We start from the raw sequence: 20,846 nt of genomic DNA, 5'->3' as shown, positions 1-20,846 counted from the left end.
AACTGCCGGGCGGCCGGGCCGCCCGGCAAATTAGACTCGGCCCTGTCCTTTGTCCGACAACCCTCTACAGGAACGCCACGATGACACGCCTCGGCGACTCCGTCGCACGCGTCAGCGCCCTGCTGGCGCAGGACCTCTCCACCGATTCGGCCGTGGAGCAGCTGCTCACGGAGACGAAGGCGAGGCGCTATCTGGACCTGTCCGACCTGTCGCCGAAGGACCAGGCGGAGCTGATCGCCGGGCGTGCGGTCGAGGTGCTGCCGGGTGTGAGCAAGCTGGCCGACCGCATCGAGGCGCGCCGCGCCGAGGGCAGGGGCCTGCGGATCAAGCTGGGCATCGACCCGACGGGCACGGACGTGCACCTGGGGCACGCCGTGCCGATGATCATCCTCAGCCGGTTCCAGCGGATGGGCCACGACGTCACCCTGCTGATCGGTGACTTCACGGCGAAGATCGGTGACCCGACGGGTCGTACGGCGGAGCGTCCGCCGCTGACGGACGACGACATCGCGCGGAACCTGGCCTCCTACCGGGACCAGGTGCGGCCGTTCTTCGACTTCGAGAAGGTCAGCTTCCGGCAGAACAGCGAGTGGCTGGCGCCGTACACCTTCCCGGAGCTGCTGGGCGTCCTGGCGCAGGTGCCGGTCTCGCAGCTGCTGCAGCGCGAGGACTTCCGCAACCGGCTGGCGGCCGGTTCGGGCCTGACGATGACGGAGATGCTCTACCCCATCGCGCAGGCGCTGGACTCGGTGGCGCTGGAGTGCGACGTCGAGCTCGGCGGTGCCGACCAGCTGCTGAACCTGCAGATGGGCCGCAAGCTCATGGAGGTGCACCGGCAGACGCCGCAGCTGGTGGTCACGATGCCGCTGATCGAGGGCACGGACGGCACCGGCGCGAAGATGTCGAAGTCCAAGGGCAACTACGTGGGCCTGTCGGCGCCGGCCGACGACGTCTTCGGCAAGATCATGTCGGTGCCGGACCGGCTGATGGAGCCCTACCTCAAGGCGTGGACGGAGTGGACGGACGAGGAGATCGCACTCGTGCTCTCCCGCCTGGAGGACAAGGCGCTGCACCCGATGGACCTGAAGAAGGTCCTCGCGGGCGAGGTCGTGGCCGCGCTGTACGGCGTGGAGGCGGCGATGGCGGCGCGGGCCGGGTTCGTGGCGCAGTTCTCCAAGAAGAGCTTCGGTGACGTCGAGACGCCGGTGGTCGACCTCGCCGAGCACGGCGCGGAGCCGGCGACGGCGGTGCTGAGCAAGGTGCTGGGCTTCCAGCCGAGCGCCTCGGCCGCGCGCCGGGTGGCCAAGCAGAACGGTCTGCGGCTGGTCCTCCAGACGGCCGAGGGCCAGGAGGCCGTGGTGCTGGCCGAGGCGGAGGCGCTGCGGCCGCTGGGCGAGGTGGCCCGGGAGCTGCTGGCCGGGCGCACGGTGGACGGGGTCTACCTCAAGGCCGGCCGCAGGATCGCGGAGCTGCGCGGCCTGTAGGCGCTGTCCGTCCTGACGGCACGACGAGGCGGCCGGTGCGCGATGTGCGCACCGGCCGCCTCGTGCGTCACGCTCGTTGGCGGTCTCCCTTGAGGCCGACCCACAGGCGGTCACCGATGCCGACGATGATCACAGCGCCGATGAGTTGGAGTGCGTGCCTGATCCAGTCGATGCCCTTGGTGTGGTGCACCCCCAGCGCGGCTGCGGCCCAGTTGCCGAGCAGGCCGCCGATCAGACCGCAGATGATCGTCAGCAACAGGGGGATGTGCTGTTTGCCCGGCAGGATCGCCTTGGCGATCAGGCCCAGGACCAGTCCCACGATGATCGCCCACAACCAGCTCATTTCGCCTCCTCGTACGGAGCGATGTGCCGTGCTCCGCCATTGTGGGGCGTTGCCCCCTACGGCGCACGTCGGAGCCATCCGTACGCCGTATGTGCACGTCGAGCGCCCGTGCACGAGCCTGCGGCGGGCGACCCGGTCTCGTACCCGGCACAGGCGCGGCGTAACGTGGATCCCGTAGCGGCCCGAGGGGCGTCGGCACGGCAATCGGGTGGTGGAACGTGATGCGGAAGCACGGTGGAGGCGAAGTCTTCCGGATCACCGGCGCCCGGCAGGGCCTGGCGGAGGACGTGCGCGGCCGCCAGCGCCGGTACGTCATCTCGATGGGCATCCGCACGATCTCCGTGATCCTCACGGTGGTGCTGTGGAACGTGGAGCGCCATGTGGCGATCGGGACGCTGGTCCTCGGTGCGCTGCTGCCCTACGTGGCCGTCGTCATCGCCAACGCCGGCCGGGAGAATGCCCCTTCGCTGCCGAAGGCGTTCATCGGCGGGCCGAGCCGGCCGGTGCTCACGACGGGACCGGCGACGCCGGCAGGGGCTCCTGCGGAACCGGTCGCGGAAGCCGGCGAGACACCCGGCCGCGATCAAGGCCGCGACCAGCGCTGACCGTCGGCGGCCGGCGGGAGGCGTCGCGAGGGGCGGGGGAGCGGTGTGACAAGCTCAAGAAAACCTCAGATCAATCATGTGGATCGGTGCCCCGTTCCGGGCCCCCCGTGACATACTTCGTAGGCGCTCCGCATCCCCCGTCGGAGCGACAGACCGACGCCGGGCGGCTCCCCCCGTGGCTGCCCGGCGTCGCCGTGTCCACGCGGTCCCGCGTTAAGGTCGGGGCGTGAACTCCCCGAATCCTGCTTCGAGTCCCGCTGCGCATCCCGCTGTGATCTGTTCCGCGAAGGGCTGCCGCGAGGCGGCGGTGTGGGTGCTGGCGTGGAACAACCCCAAGCTGCACACGCCCGAGCGGCGCAAGACGTGGTTGGCGTGCGAGGAGCACCGCGAGCACCTGTCGCAGTTCCTGGCGGTGCGGGGGTTCTTGAAGGACGTCGTGACGCTGGAGGAGTGGGAGCGGCAGGCCCCCGCGGGCGACTGAGACCCCGGCCTCAAGGCTCATCCGGCCTCAAGGCTTATCCGCCGATCGCCGACATGGGCCGGGCCGGCTGGAGGAAGGACGGGTCGTCCAGGCCCGAGCCCGCCTTCTTGCCCCGCGTCGCCGTACGCCAGAGCCCGGCCAGTTCCTCGTCCGTCGCCCCCGCCCGCAGCGCTCCGCGCAGGTCGGACTCCTCGCGCGCGAACAGGCAGGTGCGCACCTGCCCGTCCGCCGTCAGCCGCGTCCGGTCGCAGGCGGAGCAGAAGGGGCGGGTGACCGAGGCGATGACGCCCACGCGGGCCGGGCCGCCGTCGACGAGCCAGCGTTCGGCGGGGGCGGAGCCGCGGGCGTCGTCCGGCTCGGGGGTGAGCGCGAAGCGGGTGCGCAGGCCGGCGAGGATCTCCTCGGCGGTGATCATGCCGTCCCGCTGCCAGCCGTGCTGGGCGTCCAGCGGCATCTGTTCGATGAAGCGCAGCTCGTAGCCGTGCTCCAGGGCCCAGGCCAGCAGTTCGGGTGCCTCGTCGTCGTTGTGTCCGCGCATCAGGACGGCGTTGACCTTGACGGGGGTGAGTCCCGCGGCGTGGGCGGCGGCGAGGCCGTCGAGGACGTCCTGGTGGCGCTTGCGCCGGGTGAGGGTGGCGAAGACGTCCGGGCGCAGGGTGTCGAGGGAGACGTTGACCCGGTCCAGGCCGGCGGCGCGCAGGGCGGCCGCGGTGCGGGCGAGGCCGATGCCGTTGGTGGTCAGCGACAGCCGGGGCCGGGGGGCGAGGGCGGCGCAGCGGGCGACGATGTCGACCAGCCCGGGCCGCAGCAGGGGTTCCCCGCCGGTGAAGCGGACGTCGCGCACGCCAAGACGGGTGACGGCGACGTGGACGAGGCGGACGATCTCGTCGTCGGTGAGGAGCTCGGGCCTGGGCAGCCAGGCGAGGCCCTCGGCGGGCATGCAGTACGTGCAGCGCAGGTTGCAGCGGTCGGTCAGGGAGACGCGCAGGTCCGTCGCGACGCGGCCGTAGGTGTCGATGAGCACGGCGAACGCCCCCTCCCGCGGACTGGACAGTGGAACCGCCGCATCGCAGCGTACGCGATCGGCCGCGGGAGGGGGCGCCGGGAGGGGGCTCAGTGGGCTCCGTAGCCCGTCAGGGAGCGCACCTCCAGCTCCGCGTACCGCTTGTCCTGGTCCGGTGCCGGCTTCGAGGCCAGGGAGCCGGCCCAGCCGAGGAGGAAACCGAGCGGGATGGAGACCAGGCCCGGGTTGCCGAGCGGGAAGTAGTCGAAGCTCAGGCCGGGGAAGAGCGCCTTGGCGTTGCCGGAGACGACCGGGGAGAAGATCACCAGGGTGACGGAGGAGATCAGCCCGCCGTAGATCGACCACAGCGCGCCCCGGGTGGTGAAGCGCTTCCAGAACAGGCTGTAGAGGATCGTCGGCAGGTTGGCCGAGGCGGCGACGGCGAAGGCGAGGGCCACCAGGGCGGCGGCGTTGAGGCGGTGGGCGAAGATGCCCAGCGCGATCGAGATCGCGCCGATGACGACGGCGGCGAGCTTGGCGGTGAGGATCTCCTCCTTCTCGCCGGTGCGCCCCTTGCGGATGACGTTGGCCCACAGGTCGTGGGCGAAGGACGCGGAGGAGGCCAGGGTCAGGCCGGCGACCACGGCGAGGATGGTGGCGAAGGCGACCGCCGAGATCACCGCCAGCAGGACGGCCCCGCCGGTGGAGCCCGCTCCCCCGCCGATCTCCTGGGCGAGCAGCGGGGCGGCGGTGTTGCCGGACTCGTTGGAGGCGGTGATGGCCTTGGGACCGACGAGGGCGGCGGCGCCGAAGCCGAGGGCGATGGTCATCAGGTAGAAGGCGCCGATGATGCCGATGGCCCAGTTCACCGACGTCCGGGCGGCCCGGGCGGTGGGGACGGTGTAGAAGCGGATGAGGATGTGCGGCAGTCCGGCGGTGCCCAGGACCAGGGCCAGGCCCAGGGAGATGAAGTTGAGCTTGGAGGTGCCGTCCTTGCCGTACTGCAGGCCCGGTTCCAGGAAGGCCCGGCCCTTGCCGCTGGCCTCGGCGGCGCGGCCGAGCAGGGTGGAGAGGTTCCAGTGGAACTTGGTCAGGACGAGCACGGTGATCAGCACGGTGCCCGCGATGAGCAGGACGGCCTTGACGATCTGCACCCAGGTGGTGCCCTTCATGCCGCCGATGGTCACGTACAGCACCATCACCAGGCCGACCAGGACGATGATCCAGCGCCGGGAGCCCTCGCCGGTGGCGCCGAGCAGCAGGGCCACCAGGGCACCGGCGCCGACCATCTGGGCGAGCAGGTAGAAGATCGACACGACGATGGTGGAGGTGCCGGCCGCGGTGCGCACCGGCCGCTGTTCGAGCCGGTGGGCGAGGACGTCGGCCATCGTGAACCGGCCGGAGTTGCGCAGCGGCTCGGCGACGAGCAGCAGGGCGACCAGCCAGGCGACGAGGAAGCCGATGGAGTACAGGAAGCCGTCGTAGCCGTAGAGCGAGATGGCGCCGGCGATGCCCAGGAAGGACGCGGCGGACATGTAGTCGCCGGAGATCGCCAGTCCGTTCTGGAAGCCGGTGAAGGAGCGGCCGCCGGCGTAGAAGTCGGTGGCGTCCTTGGTCTGCCGGCCGGCCCAGACGGTGATGCCGAGGGTCACGGCGACGAAGACGGAGAAGAGGGTGATGATCAGGGTGCGGTGTTCGCCCGCGCCGCCGGCGGCGAGCAGTTGGGTGGCTTCGGTGCTCATTCCCCCGCCTCCAGCCGGGCCTTGAGGGCCTCCGCCTTGGGATCGATGCGTGCTGCGGCGTGCCGGGCGTACCACCAGGCGATCAGGAAGGTGGTCAGGAACTGGGCCAGGCCGAGGACGAAGGCGACGTTGATGTTGCCGAGCACGATGGTGTCCATGAAGCCGCCCGCGTAGTTGGACAGCAGGACGTACAGCAGGTACCAGCTGACGAAGGCAATGGTCAGCGGGAAGGCGAAGGAGCGGTGCGCCCGGCGCAGTTCCCCGAATTCGGCGCTGCGCTGGAGGTCGGCGAAGGTGTCGGGCTGGGCGGGAATGGCGGCGCGGGGCGGCTCGTCCGGCCCCTGGGGTGCGCTGGGTGGGGCACCCACGGCCTCTTCTGGGTCCACGGCCTCTCCTGACGAGGTTTGGATGGGGGCGCGAGCCGGGATCTTGTGACTCGGATCACGCATCGTAGGGTGACACCGCAGTATGCGACAGGGGGGCGGCGTTGTGCCGTCCCTCTGCGGACGGCCGTGGGCAAGCGCGGGGTTGACGGCCGGATCAGCCGGAGGGGCGCCCCCCAGTCTCGGTGAATTCATTGCCCGCCGCCGCTGATCGGCGCTAGCTTCACTCGTCATGCGCGACCGCCCCCGCACATCTGTGCGGCGGGCGGATTCCCGGATGATGTGGAGACCTTCATGGCCATGGCTCATCTGCGTCTCAGACGGCGGCAGGCGCTCCTCGCCGCCCCGCTCGGACTGGCGCTCACCGCCTCCCTCGGCTTCCTGCCCGGCGCGGCCAGCGCCGCCCCGCAGGCCCCCGCCTCCCCTTCCGCCGCCGCGACCGCGACGGGACCGCTGCTGTCGTACGTGGTGAACACGGCCACGGACCGGGGCACGCTGGCCCGGGTGAAGAAGGCCGTCGCGAAGGCGGGCGGCAGCATCGTGGTGTCCTACGACCGCATCGGCGTCATCGTCGTCCACTCCCGCGACGCCGGATTCGCCAAGGCCATGCGGTCGGTGGCCGGGGTGTCCTCGGCGGGCGCCACCCGCACCGCGCCCATCACCTCGGCGGCCACCACCGACTACGGCAAGCCCGAGCGGCTGAAGCTGTCGAAGGAGGAGAAGGGGGCCGCCGCCCGGTCGCTGGCGGCCGGCAAGGAGCCGCTGGAGGGCCTGCAGTGGGACCTGGGCGCGATAGGCGCCGACAAGGCCGCGAAGGTGAACGCGGGCAGCAGGAAGGTCACCGTCGCCGTCATCGACACCGGCGTGGACGACACCCACCCCGACCTGGCCCCGAACTTCTCCGCCGGGCAGTCCGCGAGCTGCGTGTCCGGCAAGGCCGACACGAGCCCGGGCGCCTGGCGCCCGCACAACCCGGCCGACGACTACCACGGCACGCACGTCGCCGGGACGATCGCCGCGGCCCGCAACGGTCTGGGCGTCTCCGGTGTTGCTCCTGGTGTGAAGGTATCCGGCATCAAGGTGAGCACGCCCGACAAGAACGCCTTCTTCTACGCGGAGAGCGTGGTGTGCGCGTTCGTCTTCGCCGCCGACCACGGCGTGTCGGTGACGAACAACAGCTACTACGTCGACCCGTGGCTGTTCAACTGCCCCGACGACGGCGACCAGAAGGCGATAGCCGAGGCGGTCGGCCGGGCCGCCAAGTACGCGCAGGACAAGGGCGTGGTCAACGTCGCCGCCGCCGGCAACTCCAACCTGGACCTCGCGGCGCCGCAGCTGGACGACGCCTCCAGCCCCAACGACTCCAAGCCGGTGCCGCGCAAGGTGGACCCGCGGCAGTGCCTGGACGTGCCCGCCTCCCTGCCCGGCGTGGTCACCGTCGCCGCGACCGGGGTGAAGTCCGGGAAGTCCTTCTACTCCAACTACGGTCTGAACGCGATCGACGTCGCCGCCCCCGGCGGCGACTCGCTGCAGATACCCGAACTGCCCGCCAAGGACGGCCGGATCCTGTCCACCCTGCCCGGCGGCGACTGGGGCTTCCTGCAGGGCACCTCGATGGCCAGCCCGCACGTGGCGGGCGTGGCGGCGCTGCTCAAGAGCGCCCACCCGGGCTCCAGCCCGCAGGAGATCCAGTGGCTCCTGAAGGCCCAGGCGAAGAACCCGGGCTGCCCCGCCGCCGGCTACGACCCGGACGGCACGGGCAAGTGGAAGGCCGCGTGCACCGGCACCAAGCACGTCAACAGCTTCTACGGCTACGGCATCGTCGACGCCCTGGCGGCCGTCACGGACTGACCGCCGCCCGCGCGGGGGCCGGCCGCTGCCGGCCGGCCCCCGCCGCCGCGACGCACCGGTGCACGCCGTAGGCGAGCAGGGCCTGGGCGGCGGCGTAGGTGAGCATGACCCAGAACTGGGCGGCAGGCGCCTGCGGCCAGCCGGCGAGCGTGCCGGCCAGCAGCGAGTCGGAGACGAGGAAGAGCACTCCGCCGGCCGCGGCCCACGCCCCGGCCCGGGTCGCGGCCAGGGCCATGGCGGTCAGCAGCAGGCTGTACAGGACGACGGGCAGCCGCATGCCGGCCTCCAGGCCGGGCCACAGCAGGGCCACCGTGGCGAGCCAGGCGGCGGCGTACGCGGCGGCGAGCCGGTACGTACGGCTGCCGCTCGGCGTGCCGTGCCGGGCGAACAGGGCGAGGTAGCACAGGTGCCCCGCGGCGAAGGCCGCCATGCCCAGCAGGAACGGCGTACGGCCGTCGGCCTGCAGCAGGACGTCGCCGGCGCAGCCGCACAGCAGGGCCGCGGCGAGCAGGCGGGAGCCGCCGTGCAGCAGCACGGCGGCGGCCAGCAGCGGCATCAGGGCCGGTTTGGTCAGGTGGGCGAGGGTCGTGGCGTGGGCGAGCAGCGCGCCGAGGTGGGCCGCGGCGACGGCGCCGAAGGCCGCCGGCACGGCCCGGGCGGCCCTCACGCGGCCCGTCCGGGCTGCACGGCCGCCGGGCGCTCGGCGTGCACGGCGGGCTCGGCGGCCGGTGGCCCCGGCTGCCAGCCGGGGCCGCGGAAGACGCGGCCGGCGCGCTCGCGCCAGCTGCGGGCGGCCCGCACGTCGCGGGCGATCGCGGCGTACTCGTGGGTGGCCACGCGCAGCGGGTTGTAGGTGGCGATGTTCTTCGTCAGTCCGTAGACGGGGCGTTCGCCCTCCGGCACGAAGGAGCCGAACATCCGGTCCCAGACGATGAGGATGCCGCCGAAGTTGCGGTCGAGGTAGCCGCCCTGGGAGGCGTGGTGGACGCGGTGGTGCGAGGGCGTGTTGAGGACGAACTCCAGCGGCCCGGGCAGCTTGCCGACGCGCTCGGTGTGCACCCAGAACTGGTAGACGAGGTTGACCGAGGAGCAGAACGCCAACGCCGCCGGGTGCACGCCGGCGAGCACCATGGGCACGTAGAACGGCCACACGGTCAGCGACGTCCACGGCTGGCGCAGGGCGGTGGTGAGGTTGAACTTCCTGCTGGAGTGGTGCACCACGTGGCAGGCCCACAGGATGCGCACCACATGGTGGCCGCGGTGCGACCAGTAGTAGAAGAAGTCCTGCGCGAGCAGCATCAGCGGGAGCGTCCACCACAGGACGGGCACGCGCAGCGGGGTCAGTTCGTACAGGGCCGTGTAGAGCGCGACGATCGGGATCTTCCACAGGGCGTCGAAGACGAGGCTGCCGAGCCCCATGCCGATGCTGGTCGCCGCGTCCTTGGCCGCGTATCCCTCCAGGCGGTCGTCGGGATGGATCCGGTAGCTCACCGCTTCCAGCGCGGTGAGCACGACGAAGGCGGGTATGGACCACAGGACCACGTCGGGTAGGTGCGGCATGGGCGCACCATAAGCACGCCGACGGCCTTGTCGCTAGGGGTTGTTACCCCCGGGTACCGAATCTTTGTTACCGGCGGTCGCCGGGGCGGGGAGAGCCGGGGAAAACCGTTCGCGACCGTGATCGGCGGGCTCCTAGAATCGTGGTGCGGGGGCGGCTCCGCGGTGTGCTTCCTTCTCCCTTTCCTCCACAGAAACGAGCGCGCCCACTTCCCGCCCCCGCTTCGCTTTCTCCGGGGGGTTCTTCGTGTCCACGCTCCAGGCCGTTCTGCTGCGCCGCGCCCAGATCGTCCACATCGACCACGAGCCGGCGACGGGCCCGGCCGCCGGCGACCCGCGCATGGCCGCGGGACTGACGGCCCTGGAGGCCGAGCTGCTCGCGCGCGGGCACGCGCTGACCGAGCCGCTGCGCTCGGCGCTGGCGGGCGCCGGGGCCGAGGCACTGGCCGACACCGGACGCGGCCTGCTGCGCGCGCTCGACGCGCAGCTGGGGGCGGACCGTACGCACATGCCGCTGTTCCGCGACTTCCCCGCCTCGGTGCCGCACGAGACGTTCGCGCTGTACGTCGACCGTGTCTTCACCCTGCTGCTGCAGCGGCCGGACCAGCCGTGCGTGCTGTGCGGGACGGTCGGGCGGGTGCACCCCGTCGCGCCGTGTGCGCACCTGGTGTGCCGTTCCTGCTGGGACGGCGCGGATTACGCCGGGTGCCCGCTGTGCCACCGGCGCATCGACCGCGACGATCCCTTCCTGCGACCGTCGCGCCCGGTGGCGGACGCGGGCGTGCCGTCCCCGGGCCCGCTGAAGCTGCTGGTGCTGGGGACCTCGCGCACCGCGGACGCCGCCCGGGAGCTGGCCGCGCTGCTGGCCCGTACCACGCCGCTGTCGCCGCAGGACCGGGACGACCTCAAGGTGCTGCTGGCGCACGCCGAGCCCGGCGGCCTCGCATGGCTGCCGCAGGACGTCCCGGTGCGCGAGACCAAGGCACTGGTGCTCGGCACGCTGCTGCGCGACGGCGGCCCGGCGACCGTGGCGGCGGTGCGCGAGCTGCTGCCGCTGCGGCTGACGACCGCCACCGACGTGCTGCGGCTGCTGTGCGTGTGGTCCGGCGGCGAGGCGGACCTGCTGCAGCCCCCGCGCCAGCGCGGTCTGCCGCGCGGGCTGCGGCGCGAACTGCTGGGCGTGCTGGAGGGGTTGGAGCCCGCCTCGCTCGTCGAGGACCTGCTGCGGCACCGGGCCGCGTGGCGGCGCGCCGCCGAGCTGCTGCACCCCTTCGAGCAGCACGCGCGCCACCCGCGGGCGGCCCTGGCCTTCGCGGCCCTGCGCGACACGGACGTCTGCGGCACCGGCCCGCTGGCCCGCGCGCTGCTCGCGACGGCACAGCGGCACCCGGAGGCGGTGGCGCTGCGGGCGGCGCCCGACGGCCGTACGCGGATCGTGCCGCGCACCTGGGCGGGGCGGGTCGAGGAGGCGCTGCGCGCCGGCGATCCGGCAGCGGCCGTGGCGCTGCTGCGGCAGCGGCCCGGCGAGCTGGTGCGGCGCCTGGACCACGTGCTGCGGCTGTACGGCGGCGGCGAGCTCGCGCCGGAGGTGGCCGAGGCGCTGGAGCAGGGGTTGCCCACGGTGGGAGCGGGGGCACTGCTGGGAGCGCTGGGCGCCCTGCGGGGCCGGCACCTGCCATCGGCGCGCCGGGTGTTCTTCCCCCGCGGCACGGTGACGCGCGTGCACGCGGTGGAGGACCTGCGCGAGCCGCTGGCCGCGCCGGTCGTGGAGCGGGTGTGCGCGCTGCTGGAGGCGGAGGCGCTGCGGCGGCTGTCGGCCGCCCCGCCGTTCGAGGTGGCGCTGCTGGACTCCGGCCTGGCCGACCTGGCCGTGCCCTTCGCCGAGCACTCGGCGGCCGCCTCCCTGGTGGCGGTGCCGCGCGGCAGCACCCTGGGCCTGCCCGAGGGGGACGTGCTGCGGCTGTTCCTGCACTGGATGGAGCCCGCGGGCGAGCGGGTGGACCTCGACCTGTCGGTGGCCTTCTTCGACGAGGAGTGGAACGGCGTCGGGCTGTGCGACTACACGAAGCTGCGGTTCCGGCAGGACGCCGCGGTGCACTCCGGCGACCTCACCTCCGCGCCGGCGCCCGACGGCGCGACCGAGTACGTCGACCTGGACGTGCTCGCCCTGCTGGAGGCGGACGTGCGCTACGCGGTGCCGGTGGTCTTCAGCTACAACAACATTCCCTTCGAGGAGCTGCCGGACGCCTTCGCCGGGTTCATGACGCTGCCGGGCACGGGGGCGCGGGGCGCGTCGTACGATCCGCGCACGGTGCGGCAGCGCTTCGATCTGACCGGGCGGTCGCGGGCCTGCGTGCCGATGGTCGTCGACCTGGCGGAGGGGCGAGCCCTGTGGACCGATGTCCACCTTCCGGGTGACAGCGGCCTGCACAGCGTGGGCCGGCACGGCAATGCGATGGGCGTGCTGGGCCGCGAGCTGACCGGCTACTTCTCCTCCGGTGCCCGGGTGAGCCTGTGGGAGCTGGGCTGCTGGCACGCGGCCGCCCGGGCGGGCGAGGTCGCGGTGCTCCGGCGCGTGCCGGGCGGGGCCGCCGAGCTGTGGCGGTACGGGCGCCGGGCGGGCGAGGGCGCCGGTGCCTTCGCGGCGCGGCTGCGCGCGCTGGCGCCCCCGGACTTCTGCGAGCCGGTGGGGGACGCCCACGAGCTGGCCGCGGCGGCGATCGAGGGCCGGCACGCCTTCGTCGCCCTGCTGGAAGGGTCGGTGGGCGTGCGCAAGGCGACCGGTACGGTCTACCGGCTGCTGCCGGGCGCCGTCGACGGGTGCGAGGGCACGGTGCGGGTGACGGCCGGGGAGCTGCTGTCGGCACTGGCCTGAAGGTGTCGCTCGGCACGGCCGGATCCCGCGCTGTCAGTGCGGGCCCTTAAGCTCTTGGACCATGCTCGACGACCGCACCGACACACCCCTGCCCGACCCGTGGCCGGCCGCCTATCCCGAGGGGTACGCGGTCGTCGACGTGGAGACCACCGGGCTCGCCCGGGACGACCGGATAGTGTCGGCGGCGGTCTACCAGCTGGACGCCCGGGGCCGGGTCGAGGACCGGTGGTACACGCTGGTCAACCCCGAGCGCGATCCGGGGCCGGTGTGGATCCACGGTCTGACCTCCGAAGTCCTGGAGGGTGCGCCGCTGTTCGCGGAGATCGCCGGCGCGTTCGCGGAGCGGCTCGCGGGCCGGGTGCTGGTGGCGCACAACGCGGCCTTCGACTGGTCGATGATCGCCCGCGAGTACGCCCGGGCGCGCTCGGCCGCGCCGGTGCGCCAACGGCTGTGCACGATCGCGCTGTCGAAGGAGCTCGGGCTGCCGCTGCCCAACCACAAGCTGGAGTCGCTCGCCGCGCACTACGGCGTGGTGCAGGAGCGCGCCCACCACGCGCTGGACGACGCCCGGGTGCTGGCGGAGGCGTTCCGGCCGAGTCTGCACCGGGCGGCCGAGAGCGGGCTGCGGCTGCCGCTGCTGGCCTGCCAGCCGCTGACGGAGTGGTCGGACTCGCCGGCGCCGGTCCCGTCGCCGAGGGCCGGTTATCAGCCGTCGTTCCGCTCGACGTGGCGGGCGAGCCGCAAGCGTCCGGCGTGCCCGTATCCCAACCCCGGCCATTACAAACCGGGCGAACAGCTCATTCAGGGCATGCGGGTGGCGTTCTCCGGCGACACCTCCATCGACCGCGAGCTGCTGGAGGACCGGGCCGTGGAGGCCGGGCTGCACGTGGCGACGAGCATCTCCCGGCTGACCAGCGTGCTGGTCACCAACGACCCCGACTCCCCCACCTCCAAGGTCACCAAGGCCCGCACCTTCGGCACCCCCGTGATCGACGAGGCGGCCTTCGTCCAGCTCCTGTCCCATGTGGTCCCCGCCGAGAGCCGGGTCTGACCGGCAAGCGGCACCCACCGGCCGGGGTGCGAATCCCACCAGGTACCGTCAAATGCGTGTACCGCTTCCTGCTGACCCGGCAGTGGGTGATCCTCACCCTCGTGGGGCTCGCCCTGATCCCGGCGATGATCAGACTGGGCTTCTGGCAGCTGCATCGCCACGAGGCCCGGGTGGCACGCAACGACCACATCGCCCGCAGCCTCACGCGGCCCCCGGTGCCGGTCACCGAGCTGACCGCCCCGGGCCGCGACGTGCCGCAGGACGCCGTCTGGCGCCGGGTCACCGCGACCGGCACCTACGACGCCAAGGGCGAGGTCGTCGCCCGCTACCGCACGGACGCCTCCGGCAAGTCCGGCTACATGGTCATCACCCCCCTCGTGCTGGCCGACGGCCGCGCGGTGCTGGTCAACCGCGGCTGGATCCCGGCCGACGCGGGTCAGCTGACGTTCCCCGAGGTTCCCGCGCCCCCGGCCGGGACGATCACCGTGACCGGCCGGCTGCGCGCCGACGAGACGGCCAGCAGCGGCATCAAGGACACCAAGGGCCTGCCGCCCCGCATGATCATGCGGATCAACAGCGAGCGCCAGGCCGCCACGCTGCACCGCAGCCTGCTCGGTGGCTACCTGGAGCTGATCTCCCCCACCGCCGCCGGCCAGCCCCAGGTCGTGCCCGACCCGGACCACAGCAGCATCGGCAACCACATGGCGTACGCGATCCAGTGGTGGCTGTTCACCGCGTTCGTGCCCGTCGGCTGGGTCGTGCTCGTGCGCCGTGAGCGCCGCGACCGGGCCGCGCAGGCCGCACAGCAGGAGACGACCGCGCAGCCCGGCGCACCCGAACCGGTCGCCCGGACAGCCCCCGGCACGGAGTAACCACCCTCCCAGCTGGGAAGACGCCACGCGTGGCAGCACTCATCGAGGACTACGCGCTCATCGGCGACCTCCAGACCGCGGCCCTCGTCGGCCGCGACGGCTCGATCGACTGGCTCTGCCTGCCCCGCTTCGACTCCCCCGCCTGCTTCGCCGCCCTCCTCGGCGACGAGGACAACGGCCACTGGCGCCTGGCCCCCGCCGGCGCCGGCGCCTGCACCCGGCGCGCCTACCTGGAGGACTCCCTCGTCCTCGAGTCCGTGTGGGAGACCGCCGACGGCGCCGTGAAAGTCACCGACTTCATGCCGCAGCGCGACCGCGCCCCCGACCTGGTGCGCATCGTCGAGGGCCTCAGCGGCCGCGTCGAGATGCTCGGCGTGCTGCGGCTGCGCTTCGACTACGGCGCCATCGTGCCCTGGGTGCGCCGTACCGACGGACACCGCGTCGCCGTCGCCGGCCCCGACTCCACCTGGCTGCGCAGCGAACCGGAGGTGCCCACCCGCGGCGAGGGCCGCAGCACCCGCTCGGAGTTCACGGTCGGCGCCGGGGAGAAGATCGCCTTCGTCCTGACCTGGCACCCCTCCCACGAACCCCGGCCCGCCCTCATCGACCCCCACGAGGCCCTCGACCACAGCCTCGCCGACTGGCGCGCCTGGGCCGGCCGCTGCCGCTACCGCGGGCCCTACCGCGAGGCCGTCGTCCGCTCGCTGCTCACCCTCAAGGCCCTCACCTACGCCCCCACCGGCGGCATCGTCGCGGCCCCCACCACCTCCCTGCCCGAGGAGATCGGCGGCGTACGCAACTGGGACTACCGCTACTGCTGGCTGCGCGACTCCACCCTCACCCTGAACTCGCTGCTCGCCCTCGGCTACGAGGACGAGGCCCGCGCCTGGCGCGACTGGCTGGTGCGGGCCGTCGCCGGCGACCCCGCCGACCTGCAGACGATGTACGGGCTGGCGGGCGAGCGCCGGCTGCCGGAGACCGAGCTGCCCTGGCTGGCCGGCTACGAACGCTCCTACCCCGTACGCACCGGCAACGGCGCCGTCTCCCAGCTGCAGCTCGACGTCTACGGCGAGGTCGTCGACTCGCTGCACGCCGCCCGCGAGGGCGGGCTGCGCGCCAAGCCGCACGCCTGGAACATCCAGCGCTGCTTCCTGGACTTCCTGCGCGAGCACTGGCGCGAGCCCGACGCCGGCCTGTGGGAGGTGCGCGGCCCGCGCCGGCACTTCGTGCACTCCAAGGTCATGGCCTGGGTCGCCGCCGACCGCGCGGTGCGCACGCTGGAGGCCGACGCGGACCTGGACGGCGACCTGGACGGCTGGCGGGCCCTGCGCGAGGAGATCCACCGCGAGGTGTGCGAGAAGGGCTACGACGCCGGGCGCGGCGCCTTCGTCCAGTCCTACGGCTCCACCGAACTGGACGCCGCCACCCTGCTCATCCCCCGCACCGGCTTCCTGCCGCCCGACGACCCGCGCGTCCTGTCCACCGTCGACGCGGTACGGCGCGAGCTCACCGACGACGGCTTCGTGCGCCGCTACGGCGACGGCCTCGCCCATGCGGCGGTGGACGGCATCTCCGGCACCGAAGGCACCTTCCTGGCCTGCTCCTTCTGGCTGGCCGACGCGCTGCACCTGACCGGGCGCCCCAAGGAGGCCCGCGCCCTCTTCGAGCGGCTTCTGGCCGTGCGCAACGACGTCGGCCTGCTGGCCGAGGAGTACGCCCCGGGCGCCGGCCGGCAGCTGGGCAACTTCCCGCAGGCATTCAGCCACATCGGCCTCGTGGGCACCGCCTTGTTGCTCGACGGCGCCGGACCGGCACACTGAGGGCATGGATCTTGGACTGAAGGACCGGGTGTACGTCCTGACCGGAGCCAGCCGCGGCCTCGGCCACGCCACCGCACGCGAATTGACCGCCGACGGCGCCCGCGTGGTGCTCTCCGGCCGCGACGCGGACACCGCCGCGGCGGCGGCACGGGAGCTCGGCCCCGGCGCGATCGGCATCGGCGCGGACAACGCCGACCCCACGGCGGCCGAGCGGCTGCTGAGCGCGGCGCGCGAGCACTTCGGACGGCTCGACGGCGTCCTCGTCAGCGTCGGCGGCCCGCCGCCCGGCACGGCCCTCGGCAACGACGACGACCAGTGGCGGGCCGCGTTCGACTCCGTCTTCCTCGGCGCCGTACGACTGGCCCGGGCGGCCGCGGCGGAACTGGACGAGGGCGGCGTGATCGGCTTCGTCCTCTCGGGCTCCGTCCACGAACCGATTCCGGGCCTGACCATCTCCAACGGCCTGCGCCCGGGCCTGGCCGGCTTCGCCAAGTCCCTCTCCCGCGAACTGGGCCCCCGCGGCATCCGCGTGATCGGCCTCGCCCCGGGCCGCATCGCGACCGACCGGCTGAAGGAACTGGACGCCCTGTCGGGCGACGCCGAGGCGACGAAGGCGCGCCGCGAGGCGGAGATCCCCCTCGGCCGCTACGGCACCCCCGAGGAATTCGGCCGCGCGGCGGCCTTCCTGCTCTCCCCGGCGGCGTCGTACGTGACGGGAGTCGTCCTGTCGGTGGACGGCGGGGCCCGGCACGGGTTCTAGGACGTCCGCGGCGGCTCTTCGTCACGCGCCACCACGGCGCCCCGTAGGGGCGCGGGGCGGTGCCGATCTGCGGCTGCCGCCGCGTGGGCACGACAAGCCACGACGCGCCCGCAGTCGGCCCCCGGGGTGGCGTGTCGGCTGCGGGCCGTCACTGGCCGCTCGCGCAGTTCCCCGCGCCCCTGATGGGGCGCTGCGCGCTCCATCGGCGCCCCGTAAGCGGGGGGCGGCCGGCGAGCCACGACGCACCCGCAGACGAAGGGCCGCGCCCCTGACGGGGCGTCAGCCCCTACCCCACCCGCTCCGCGCGGCGCCGCACCGCGCGGAGGCGGATCTCCGCGGGCAGGCGGCCCAGCCCCGCCGAGGCCCGTGCGTGCCGCAGCACTTCGCCGGTCAGCCGGGCCAGCGCGTCCGCCGGCGCCGCCCGCGCCCCCAGCACCACCGCGATGCGCACCTGCGGTGCCGTGCGCCGTCCCGACAGGGCGACGAGGGCCCGGTCCACGCCGTCGAGCGCCTCGGCCTCCGCCTCCATGGCCTCCTCCAGGGCCCGGCCGCGCACGACGTCGACCTCGCCGCCGCCGCTGACGACGGCCACCTCCCGCAGCCGCCGGCGGCGGCCCTGGGACCAGAGCCACCACAGGGCGAGCAGCACGGTGACGGCCAGGGCGGCCAGAACCGCCGGCCACCACCACGACCGTCCCCGCCACCGCTGCCGCTGTGCCCGGGTGAGCAGGACGTCGTCGGGCCCGTCGAAGGGCCAGGCCGCCGGCAGCCGGACGGCCCAGCGCCGTTGCAGGTCGAGCGCCCCGACGAGGACGGCGGCGCCCAGGGCCAGCAGCAGCAGTCCGGCGAGGGCGAGCAGTACCCGGTTGACGGTCCTGAGCACCGTGGGCTCACCCCTTCGGCGGCCGGCGGACGTGCACGGACAGGGAGGGTTCGCGCACCAGGCCCAGGGCGCGGACGCCGTCGGCGAGGGCGGAGTTGACGTCGGTGCGCACCTCGTCCAGGTCGCGGAAGTGGGCCTCGGCACGGGCCCGCACGACCCGGCGCCCGACGTCGACGCGCACCGAGCGCACGCCGGGCACCTCCAGGGCGCGGTCGCGCAGCGCCAGGGCCGCGGCGCGGCGTTCGAGCACGGAGTGTACGTCGGCGTCGTCGTGCCGCATCGGCAGCAGGCGGCGCATGCCGGGGGTCAGGGCGAGCGCGATCAGCCAGCCGCCGGCGAGGATGCAGGCCACGGCGCCGGTGACGATCCAGGGGTTGCGCAGGTGCACGGTGGCCAGGTCGTGGGCGAGGGTGCGGCGCCAGGCCATGGCCGGGTGGCCGGCCCGTACGGCGGCGGTGTCGTAGAGCAGCAGGCCGGCGGCGGCCAGGAGCGCGGCGGCGAGCAGGGCCGCGGGCAGCCTGCGGGCGGACCACGGGCGCCGGTCGCCACGGCTCATCGCACCCGCTCCCCGGTGGTGCGCGAGGTGTGGACGGAGTGCAGCCGTTCGACGGTGACCGCCACTTCGGGCACCTCCATGCCCGCCAGGGTGCGGACCCTTTCGACGATGCGGGCGCGCACGTCCCGGCAGCGGGCGGCGATGTCGGCGGGGTAGTCGAGCTCGACGGCGACGCGGACGCGGGCGGTGCCGTCGTGCACGTCGACGGCGGCGTAGGGCGGTTCGTGGTCGTCGGGCAGGGTGCCGGTGAGCGCTTCGCGCGCCGCCTGGCCGGCGATCTTGGCGACGACGCGGTCGGCGATCCGGGTGGCCCCGCGGTCGGCGGGCTCCACCGGGCGTGGTGCGGCCACCGGCTACCTCCCGCGTCCGTCGCGGTCGCGGGGGCGCAGCAGGCGCGCGAACTCCCCCGGTTCGAGGTCGCCGTCGAAGCAGCGGCCGGCGACGAAGCCGATCGCGCCCAGCGAGCCGACCAGCAGGAAGGCGCCGAACCCGCCGAAGTACCCGGCGAAGCCGAGCGCCATGCCGGCGGCGAGGCCGGCCACGGCCATGCTCATCACATGCTCCTCACTGGATCCGCGGCTCGGGCTCTTCCTCGTCCTCGTCGGGCAGCTTGACGTCGGTGACGGCGATGTTGACCTCGACGACCTCCAGCCCGGTCATGCGTTCCACGGCGGTGACGACGTTCTCCCGCACGGCGCGGGCCACGTCGGCGATGGCGACGCCGTACTCGACGACGATCTCCAGGTCGAGGGCCGTCTGCACCTCGCCGACCTCGGCCTTCACGCCGCGGGTGGCCGACCTGCTGCCGGGGACGCGGTCGCGCACGGCGCCGAAGGAGCGGCTCAGGCCGCTGCCGAGGGCATGGACGCCCAGCACGTCGCGGGCCGCCAGGCCGGCGATCTTCTCCACGACGCCGTCGGCGATCGTGGTGCGCCCCCGCTCGGCGGGGGCGGGCAGTTCCTTGCCGCCGCGGCCCGTCACGGCGGCGGGGCGGCCCGGGTGGCTCTGGTCGCTGGTGTCGGTCATTTCGATCCTCCTCCAGTCCTTCTGCCACCTTAGGCGGGGTTGCTACACCCCGCCCGGGCGGAAGGAGGCGCTATTCGCCGAGGCCCGCCAGGTCGCGCAGCCGGCGCGCCTGCGCCGCGCGCTCGGCCACGCGCTGCTCGTCGTACGTGCGGTCGAGGGCGCCGCGCAGCAGGGCCTTGGTCTCCACGACGGCGTCGCGCGGGGCCGCGAGCAGGGCGGCGGTCAGGTCGTCGGTGGCGGCGGCGAGCTCGTCGAGCGGGACGACGACGTTGGCCAGGCCGATGCGCTCGGCCTCCGCCGCGTGGACGAAGCGCCCGGTGGCGCAGATCTCCAGGGCGCGCGCATAGCCCACCAGGCCGACGAGCGGGTGGGTGCCGGTGAGGTCGGGCACCAGGCCCAGGCTGGTCTCGCGCATCGCGAACTGGGCGTCCTCGGCGCACAGGCGCAGGTCGCAGGCGAGGGCGAGCTGGAAGCCGGCGCCGACGGCGTGGCCCTGGACGGCGGCTATGGAGACGATGTCCGGGCGCCGCCACCAGGTGAACGCCTCCTGGTAGGCGGCGATTTCGGCGTCGAGCGCCGCATCCGTGCCGCGCGCGAGGTCCAGGAAGGACGGCTCGCCGTCGAAGCCTTCGGGCGTGAAGGCCTGACGGTCCAGCCCGGCGGAGAAGGACGCGCCCTGCGACCTGAGCACCACGACCCGCACGGTGCCCGGCAGCAGCCGGCCCGCCTCGGTCAGCGCCCGCCACAGCGCGGGCGACTGGACGTTGCGCTTGGCGGGGTTGGTGAGCGTGACGGTGGCAACCGCGTCGTCAACGGTGAGCTGTACGCCGTCCTGGTCGAGCAGGGTGGTGCGGGCAGTCATGAGGGCCTCCGGATGGGCCGCAGTCGCGTAATGGTGACTGCACAGTAACCACCCGGGCGGCCGGTCGGCCGACCGGGTGGGCTGTCCTGACTGCTGTGCTCGCTTGCTGCGGGATGCGCGGCGTCAGACCGAGGCGGCCTTCTTGCCGCGCGTTGCTCCGCCGCGGCCGCGCAGGACCACGCCGGATTCCGTGAGCATCCGGTGGACGAAGCCGTAGGAGCGGCCGGTCTCTTCGGCCAGCGCCCTGATGCTCGCACCGGAGTCGTACTTCCTCTTCAGGTCTGCCGCGAGCTTTTCGCGCGCGGCGCCGGTCACCCGGCTGCCCTTCTTCAGAGTCTCGGCCACCCGTGCCTCCTCATGGGAGATGCGCCTCTTGTCTCTCATGATCACCCCTAGGGCGCGTCATGGCCACCCATTCGGCAAGGTCGATCCGAAGTCCGCCGGCGGAAACCGCCGCGCAATCGGGCCACGACAGCGCCCGGAACAGGGGATTCGATTCGTTTCCGGCTCGTACGGCCGTACGGGTGGTGCGGCGAACGGGCAGGTCAGACGGGCCCCCCGCGCGGCCGGCGCAAACGGCGCCCCGCACCTCGCACAGCGCGTGCGCCGGAGCGTCCGGTGGCGCGGGGGTACGAGCCGCCCTCACTCAGATGATGGATCACGACTCGGCCGAATGATCGGGAGGCGACCGA

At 73.6% G+C, this 20,846-nt stretch carries 22 protein-coding genes; 9 read left to right on the top strand and 13 right to left on the bottom strand.

The features are described from left to right. Positions 1-80: 80 nt before the first annotated feature. Positions 81-1,484: a tyrosine--tRNA ligase gene (tyrS, locus tag AC27L3_RS19505; protein ID WP_487235315.1), complete on the top strand. Its 1,404-nt coding sequence runs from the start codon at positions 81-83 to the stop codon at positions 1,482-1,484. A gap of 67 nt (positions 1,485-1,551) precedes the next feature. Here tyrS and AC27L3_RS19500 read toward each other — a convergent pair whose 3' ends face one another. Next, positions 1,552-1,827 carry a GlsB/YeaQ/YmgE family stress response membrane protein gene (locus tag AC27L3_RS19500; protein ID WP_487235314.1) on the bottom strand — a complete coding sequence of 92 codons (276 nt, stop codon included), beginning with the start codon at positions 1,825-1,827 and terminating at the stop codon, positions 1,552-1,554. 221 nt (positions 1,828-2,048) lie between these two features. On the opposite strand from AC27L3_RS19500, the gene AC27L3_RS19495 reads away from it, so the two are divergent. Beyond that, complete coding sequence (locus tag AC27L3_RS19495) at positions 2,049-2,432, top strand: DUF3099 domain-containing protein (RefSeq protein WP_487235313.1); 384 nt, start codon at positions 2,049-2,051, stop codon at positions 2,430-2,432. Positions 2,433-2,658: 226 nt separating this feature from the next. Then, a complete protein-coding gene (locus tag AC27L3_RS19490) occupies positions 2,659-2,913 on the top strand; it encodes a hypothetical protein (protein ID WP_487235312.1) in 255 nt (84 codons plus the stop codon). 34 nt (positions 2,914-2,947) lie between these two features. Here AC27L3_RS19490 and moaA read toward each other — a convergent pair whose 3' ends face one another. The 3 genes from moaA to AC27L3_RS19475 form a co-directional block, all read right to left on the bottom strand. Further along, positions 2,948-3,937 carry a GTP 3',8-cyclase MoaA gene (gene moaA / locus AC27L3_RS19485; RefSeq protein WP_487235311.1) on the bottom strand — a complete coding sequence of 330 codons (990 nt, stop codon included), beginning with the start codon at positions 3,935-3,937 and terminating at the stop codon, positions 2,948-2,950. An 89-nt stretch (positions 3,938-4,026) separates the two neighbouring features. Next, a complete protein-coding gene (locus AC27L3_RS19480) occupies positions 4,027-5,658 on the bottom strand; it encodes a solute symporter family protein (RefSeq protein WP_487235310.1) in 1,632 nt (543 codons plus the stop codon). Beyond that, the gene (locus tag AC27L3_RS19475) at positions 5,655-5,972 is read right to left on the bottom strand and encodes a DUF485 domain-containing protein (RefSeq protein WP_487235352.1); all 318 of its coding nucleotides are present in this window, start codon (positions 5,970-5,972) and stop codon (positions 5,655-5,657) included. The genes AC27L3_RS19480 and AC27L3_RS19475 overlap by 4 nt, the downstream gene beginning before the upstream one ends. A 369-nt stretch (positions 5,973-6,341) precedes the next feature. On the opposite strand from AC27L3_RS19475, the gene AC27L3_RS19470 reads away from it, so the two are divergent. Continuing rightward, positions 6,342-7,892, top strand: a complete 1,551-nt coding sequence (locus AC27L3_RS19470; RefSeq protein WP_487235309.1) for a S8 family serine peptidase — start codon at positions 6,342-6,344, stop codon at positions 7,890-7,892. Here AC27L3_RS19470 and AC27L3_RS19465 read toward each other — a convergent pair. Together AC27L3_RS19465 and AC27L3_RS19460 are read right to left on the bottom strand one after the other, a co-directional pair. Further along, positions 7,882-8,559, bottom strand: coding sequence for a lysoplasmalogenase family protein (locus tag AC27L3_RS19465; protein ID WP_487235308.1), 678 nt, complete (start codon positions 8,557-8,559; stop codon positions 7,882-7,884). The genes AC27L3_RS19470 and AC27L3_RS19465 overlap by 11 nt on opposite strands. Next, positions 8,556-9,452: a sterol desaturase family protein gene (locus AC27L3_RS19460; protein WP_487235307.1), complete on the bottom strand. Its 897-nt coding sequence runs from the start codon at positions 9,450-9,452 to the stop codon at positions 8,556-8,558. The genes AC27L3_RS19465 and AC27L3_RS19460 overlap by 4 nt, the downstream gene beginning before the upstream one ends. Before the next feature lie 244 nt (positions 9,453-9,696). Between AC27L3_RS19460 and AC27L3_RS19455 the strand changes: the two genes are divergently transcribed. From AC27L3_RS19455 to AC27L3_RS19435, 5 genes are all read left to right on the top strand, one after another. Then, a complete protein-coding gene (locus tag AC27L3_RS19455; RefSeq protein WP_487235306.1) occupies positions 9,697-12,324 on the top strand; it encodes an MXAN_6230/SCO0854 family RING domain-containing protein in 2,628 nt (875 codons plus the stop codon). Positions 12,325-12,385: 61 nt separating this feature from the next. Beyond that, positions 12,386-13,375, top strand: a complete 990-nt coding sequence (locus AC27L3_RS19450; RefSeq protein ID WP_487235305.1) for a DEDDh family exonuclease — start codon at positions 12,386-12,388, stop codon at positions 13,373-13,375. A 56-nt stretch (positions 13,376-13,431) separates the two neighbouring features. Next, on the top strand, positions 13,432-14,247 hold the full coding sequence (locus AC27L3_RS19445) for an SURF1 family cytochrome oxidase biogenesis protein (protein WP_487235304.1): 816 nt from the start codon (positions 13,432-13,434) through the stop codon (positions 14,245-14,247). 29 nt (positions 14,248-14,276) lie between these two features. After that, entirely contained in the window at positions 14,277-16,067 is a 1,791-nt protein-coding gene (locus AC27L3_RS19440) for a glycoside hydrolase family 15 protein (protein ID WP_487235303.1), read from the top strand. 4 nt (positions 16,068-16,071) lie between these two features. Then, positions 16,072-16,827, top strand: coding sequence for an SDR family oxidoreductase (locus AC27L3_RS19435; RefSeq protein WP_487235302.1), 756 nt, complete (start codon positions 16,072-16,074; stop codon positions 16,825-16,827). Positions 16,828-17,113: 286 nt separating this feature from the next. Here the strand turns inward: AC27L3_RS19435 and amaP are convergent, their stop codons facing one another. The 7 genes from amaP to AC27L3_RS19400 all read right to left on the bottom strand — a co-directional run bounded on the left by amaP (position 17,114) and on the right by AC27L3_RS19400 (position 20,499). Next, positions 17,114-17,710, bottom strand: coding sequence for an alkaline shock response membrane anchor protein AmaP (gene amaP, locus AC27L3_RS19430; RefSeq protein ID WP_487235301.1), 597 nt, complete (start codon positions 17,708-17,710; stop codon positions 17,114-17,116). 7 nt (positions 17,711-17,717) lie between these two features. Beyond that, positions 17,718-18,266, bottom strand: coding sequence for a DUF6286 domain-containing protein (locus AC27L3_RS19425; protein WP_487235300.1), 549 nt, complete (start codon positions 18,264-18,266; stop codon positions 17,718-17,720). After that, the gene (locus AC27L3_RS19420) at positions 18,263-18,616 is read right to left on the bottom strand and encodes an Asp23/Gls24 family envelope stress response protein (protein ID WP_487235299.1); all 354 of its coding nucleotides are present in this window, start codon (positions 18,614-18,616) and stop codon (positions 18,263-18,265) included. The genes AC27L3_RS19425 and AC27L3_RS19420 overlap by 4 nt, the downstream gene beginning before the upstream one ends. Positions 18,617-18,619: 3 nt before the next feature. Beyond that, complete coding sequence (locus tag AC27L3_RS19415; protein WP_487235298.1) at positions 18,620-18,820, bottom strand: hypothetical protein; 201 nt, start codon at positions 18,818-18,820, stop codon at positions 18,620-18,622. 10 nt (positions 18,821-18,830) lie between these two features. Continuing rightward, the gene (locus AC27L3_RS19410) at positions 18,831-19,292 is read right to left on the bottom strand and encodes an Asp23/Gls24 family envelope stress response protein (RefSeq protein ID WP_487235297.1); all 462 of its coding nucleotides are present in this window, start codon (positions 19,290-19,292) and stop codon (positions 18,831-18,833) included. A gap of 70 nt (positions 19,293-19,362) precedes the next feature. After that, positions 19,363-20,154, bottom strand: a complete 792-nt coding sequence (locus AC27L3_RS19405; RefSeq protein ID WP_487235296.1) for an enoyl-CoA hydratase/isomerase family protein — start codon at positions 20,152-20,154, stop codon at positions 19,363-19,365. Between the two features lie 123 nt (positions 20,155-20,277). Continuing rightward, positions 20,278-20,499 carry a helix-turn-helix domain-containing protein gene (locus tag AC27L3_RS19400; RefSeq protein ID WP_344436970.1) on the bottom strand — a complete coding sequence of 74 codons (222 nt, stop codon included), beginning with the start codon at positions 20,497-20,499 and terminating at the stop codon, positions 20,278-20,280. Between the last annotated feature and the right edge of the window lie 347 nt (positions 20,500-20,846).

Source organism: Streptomyces sp. PKA51 (assembly GCF_057552455.1).
Note: the sequence above shows the minus strand (reverse complement) of the source record. Positions and strands in the feature narration are given on the sequence as shown.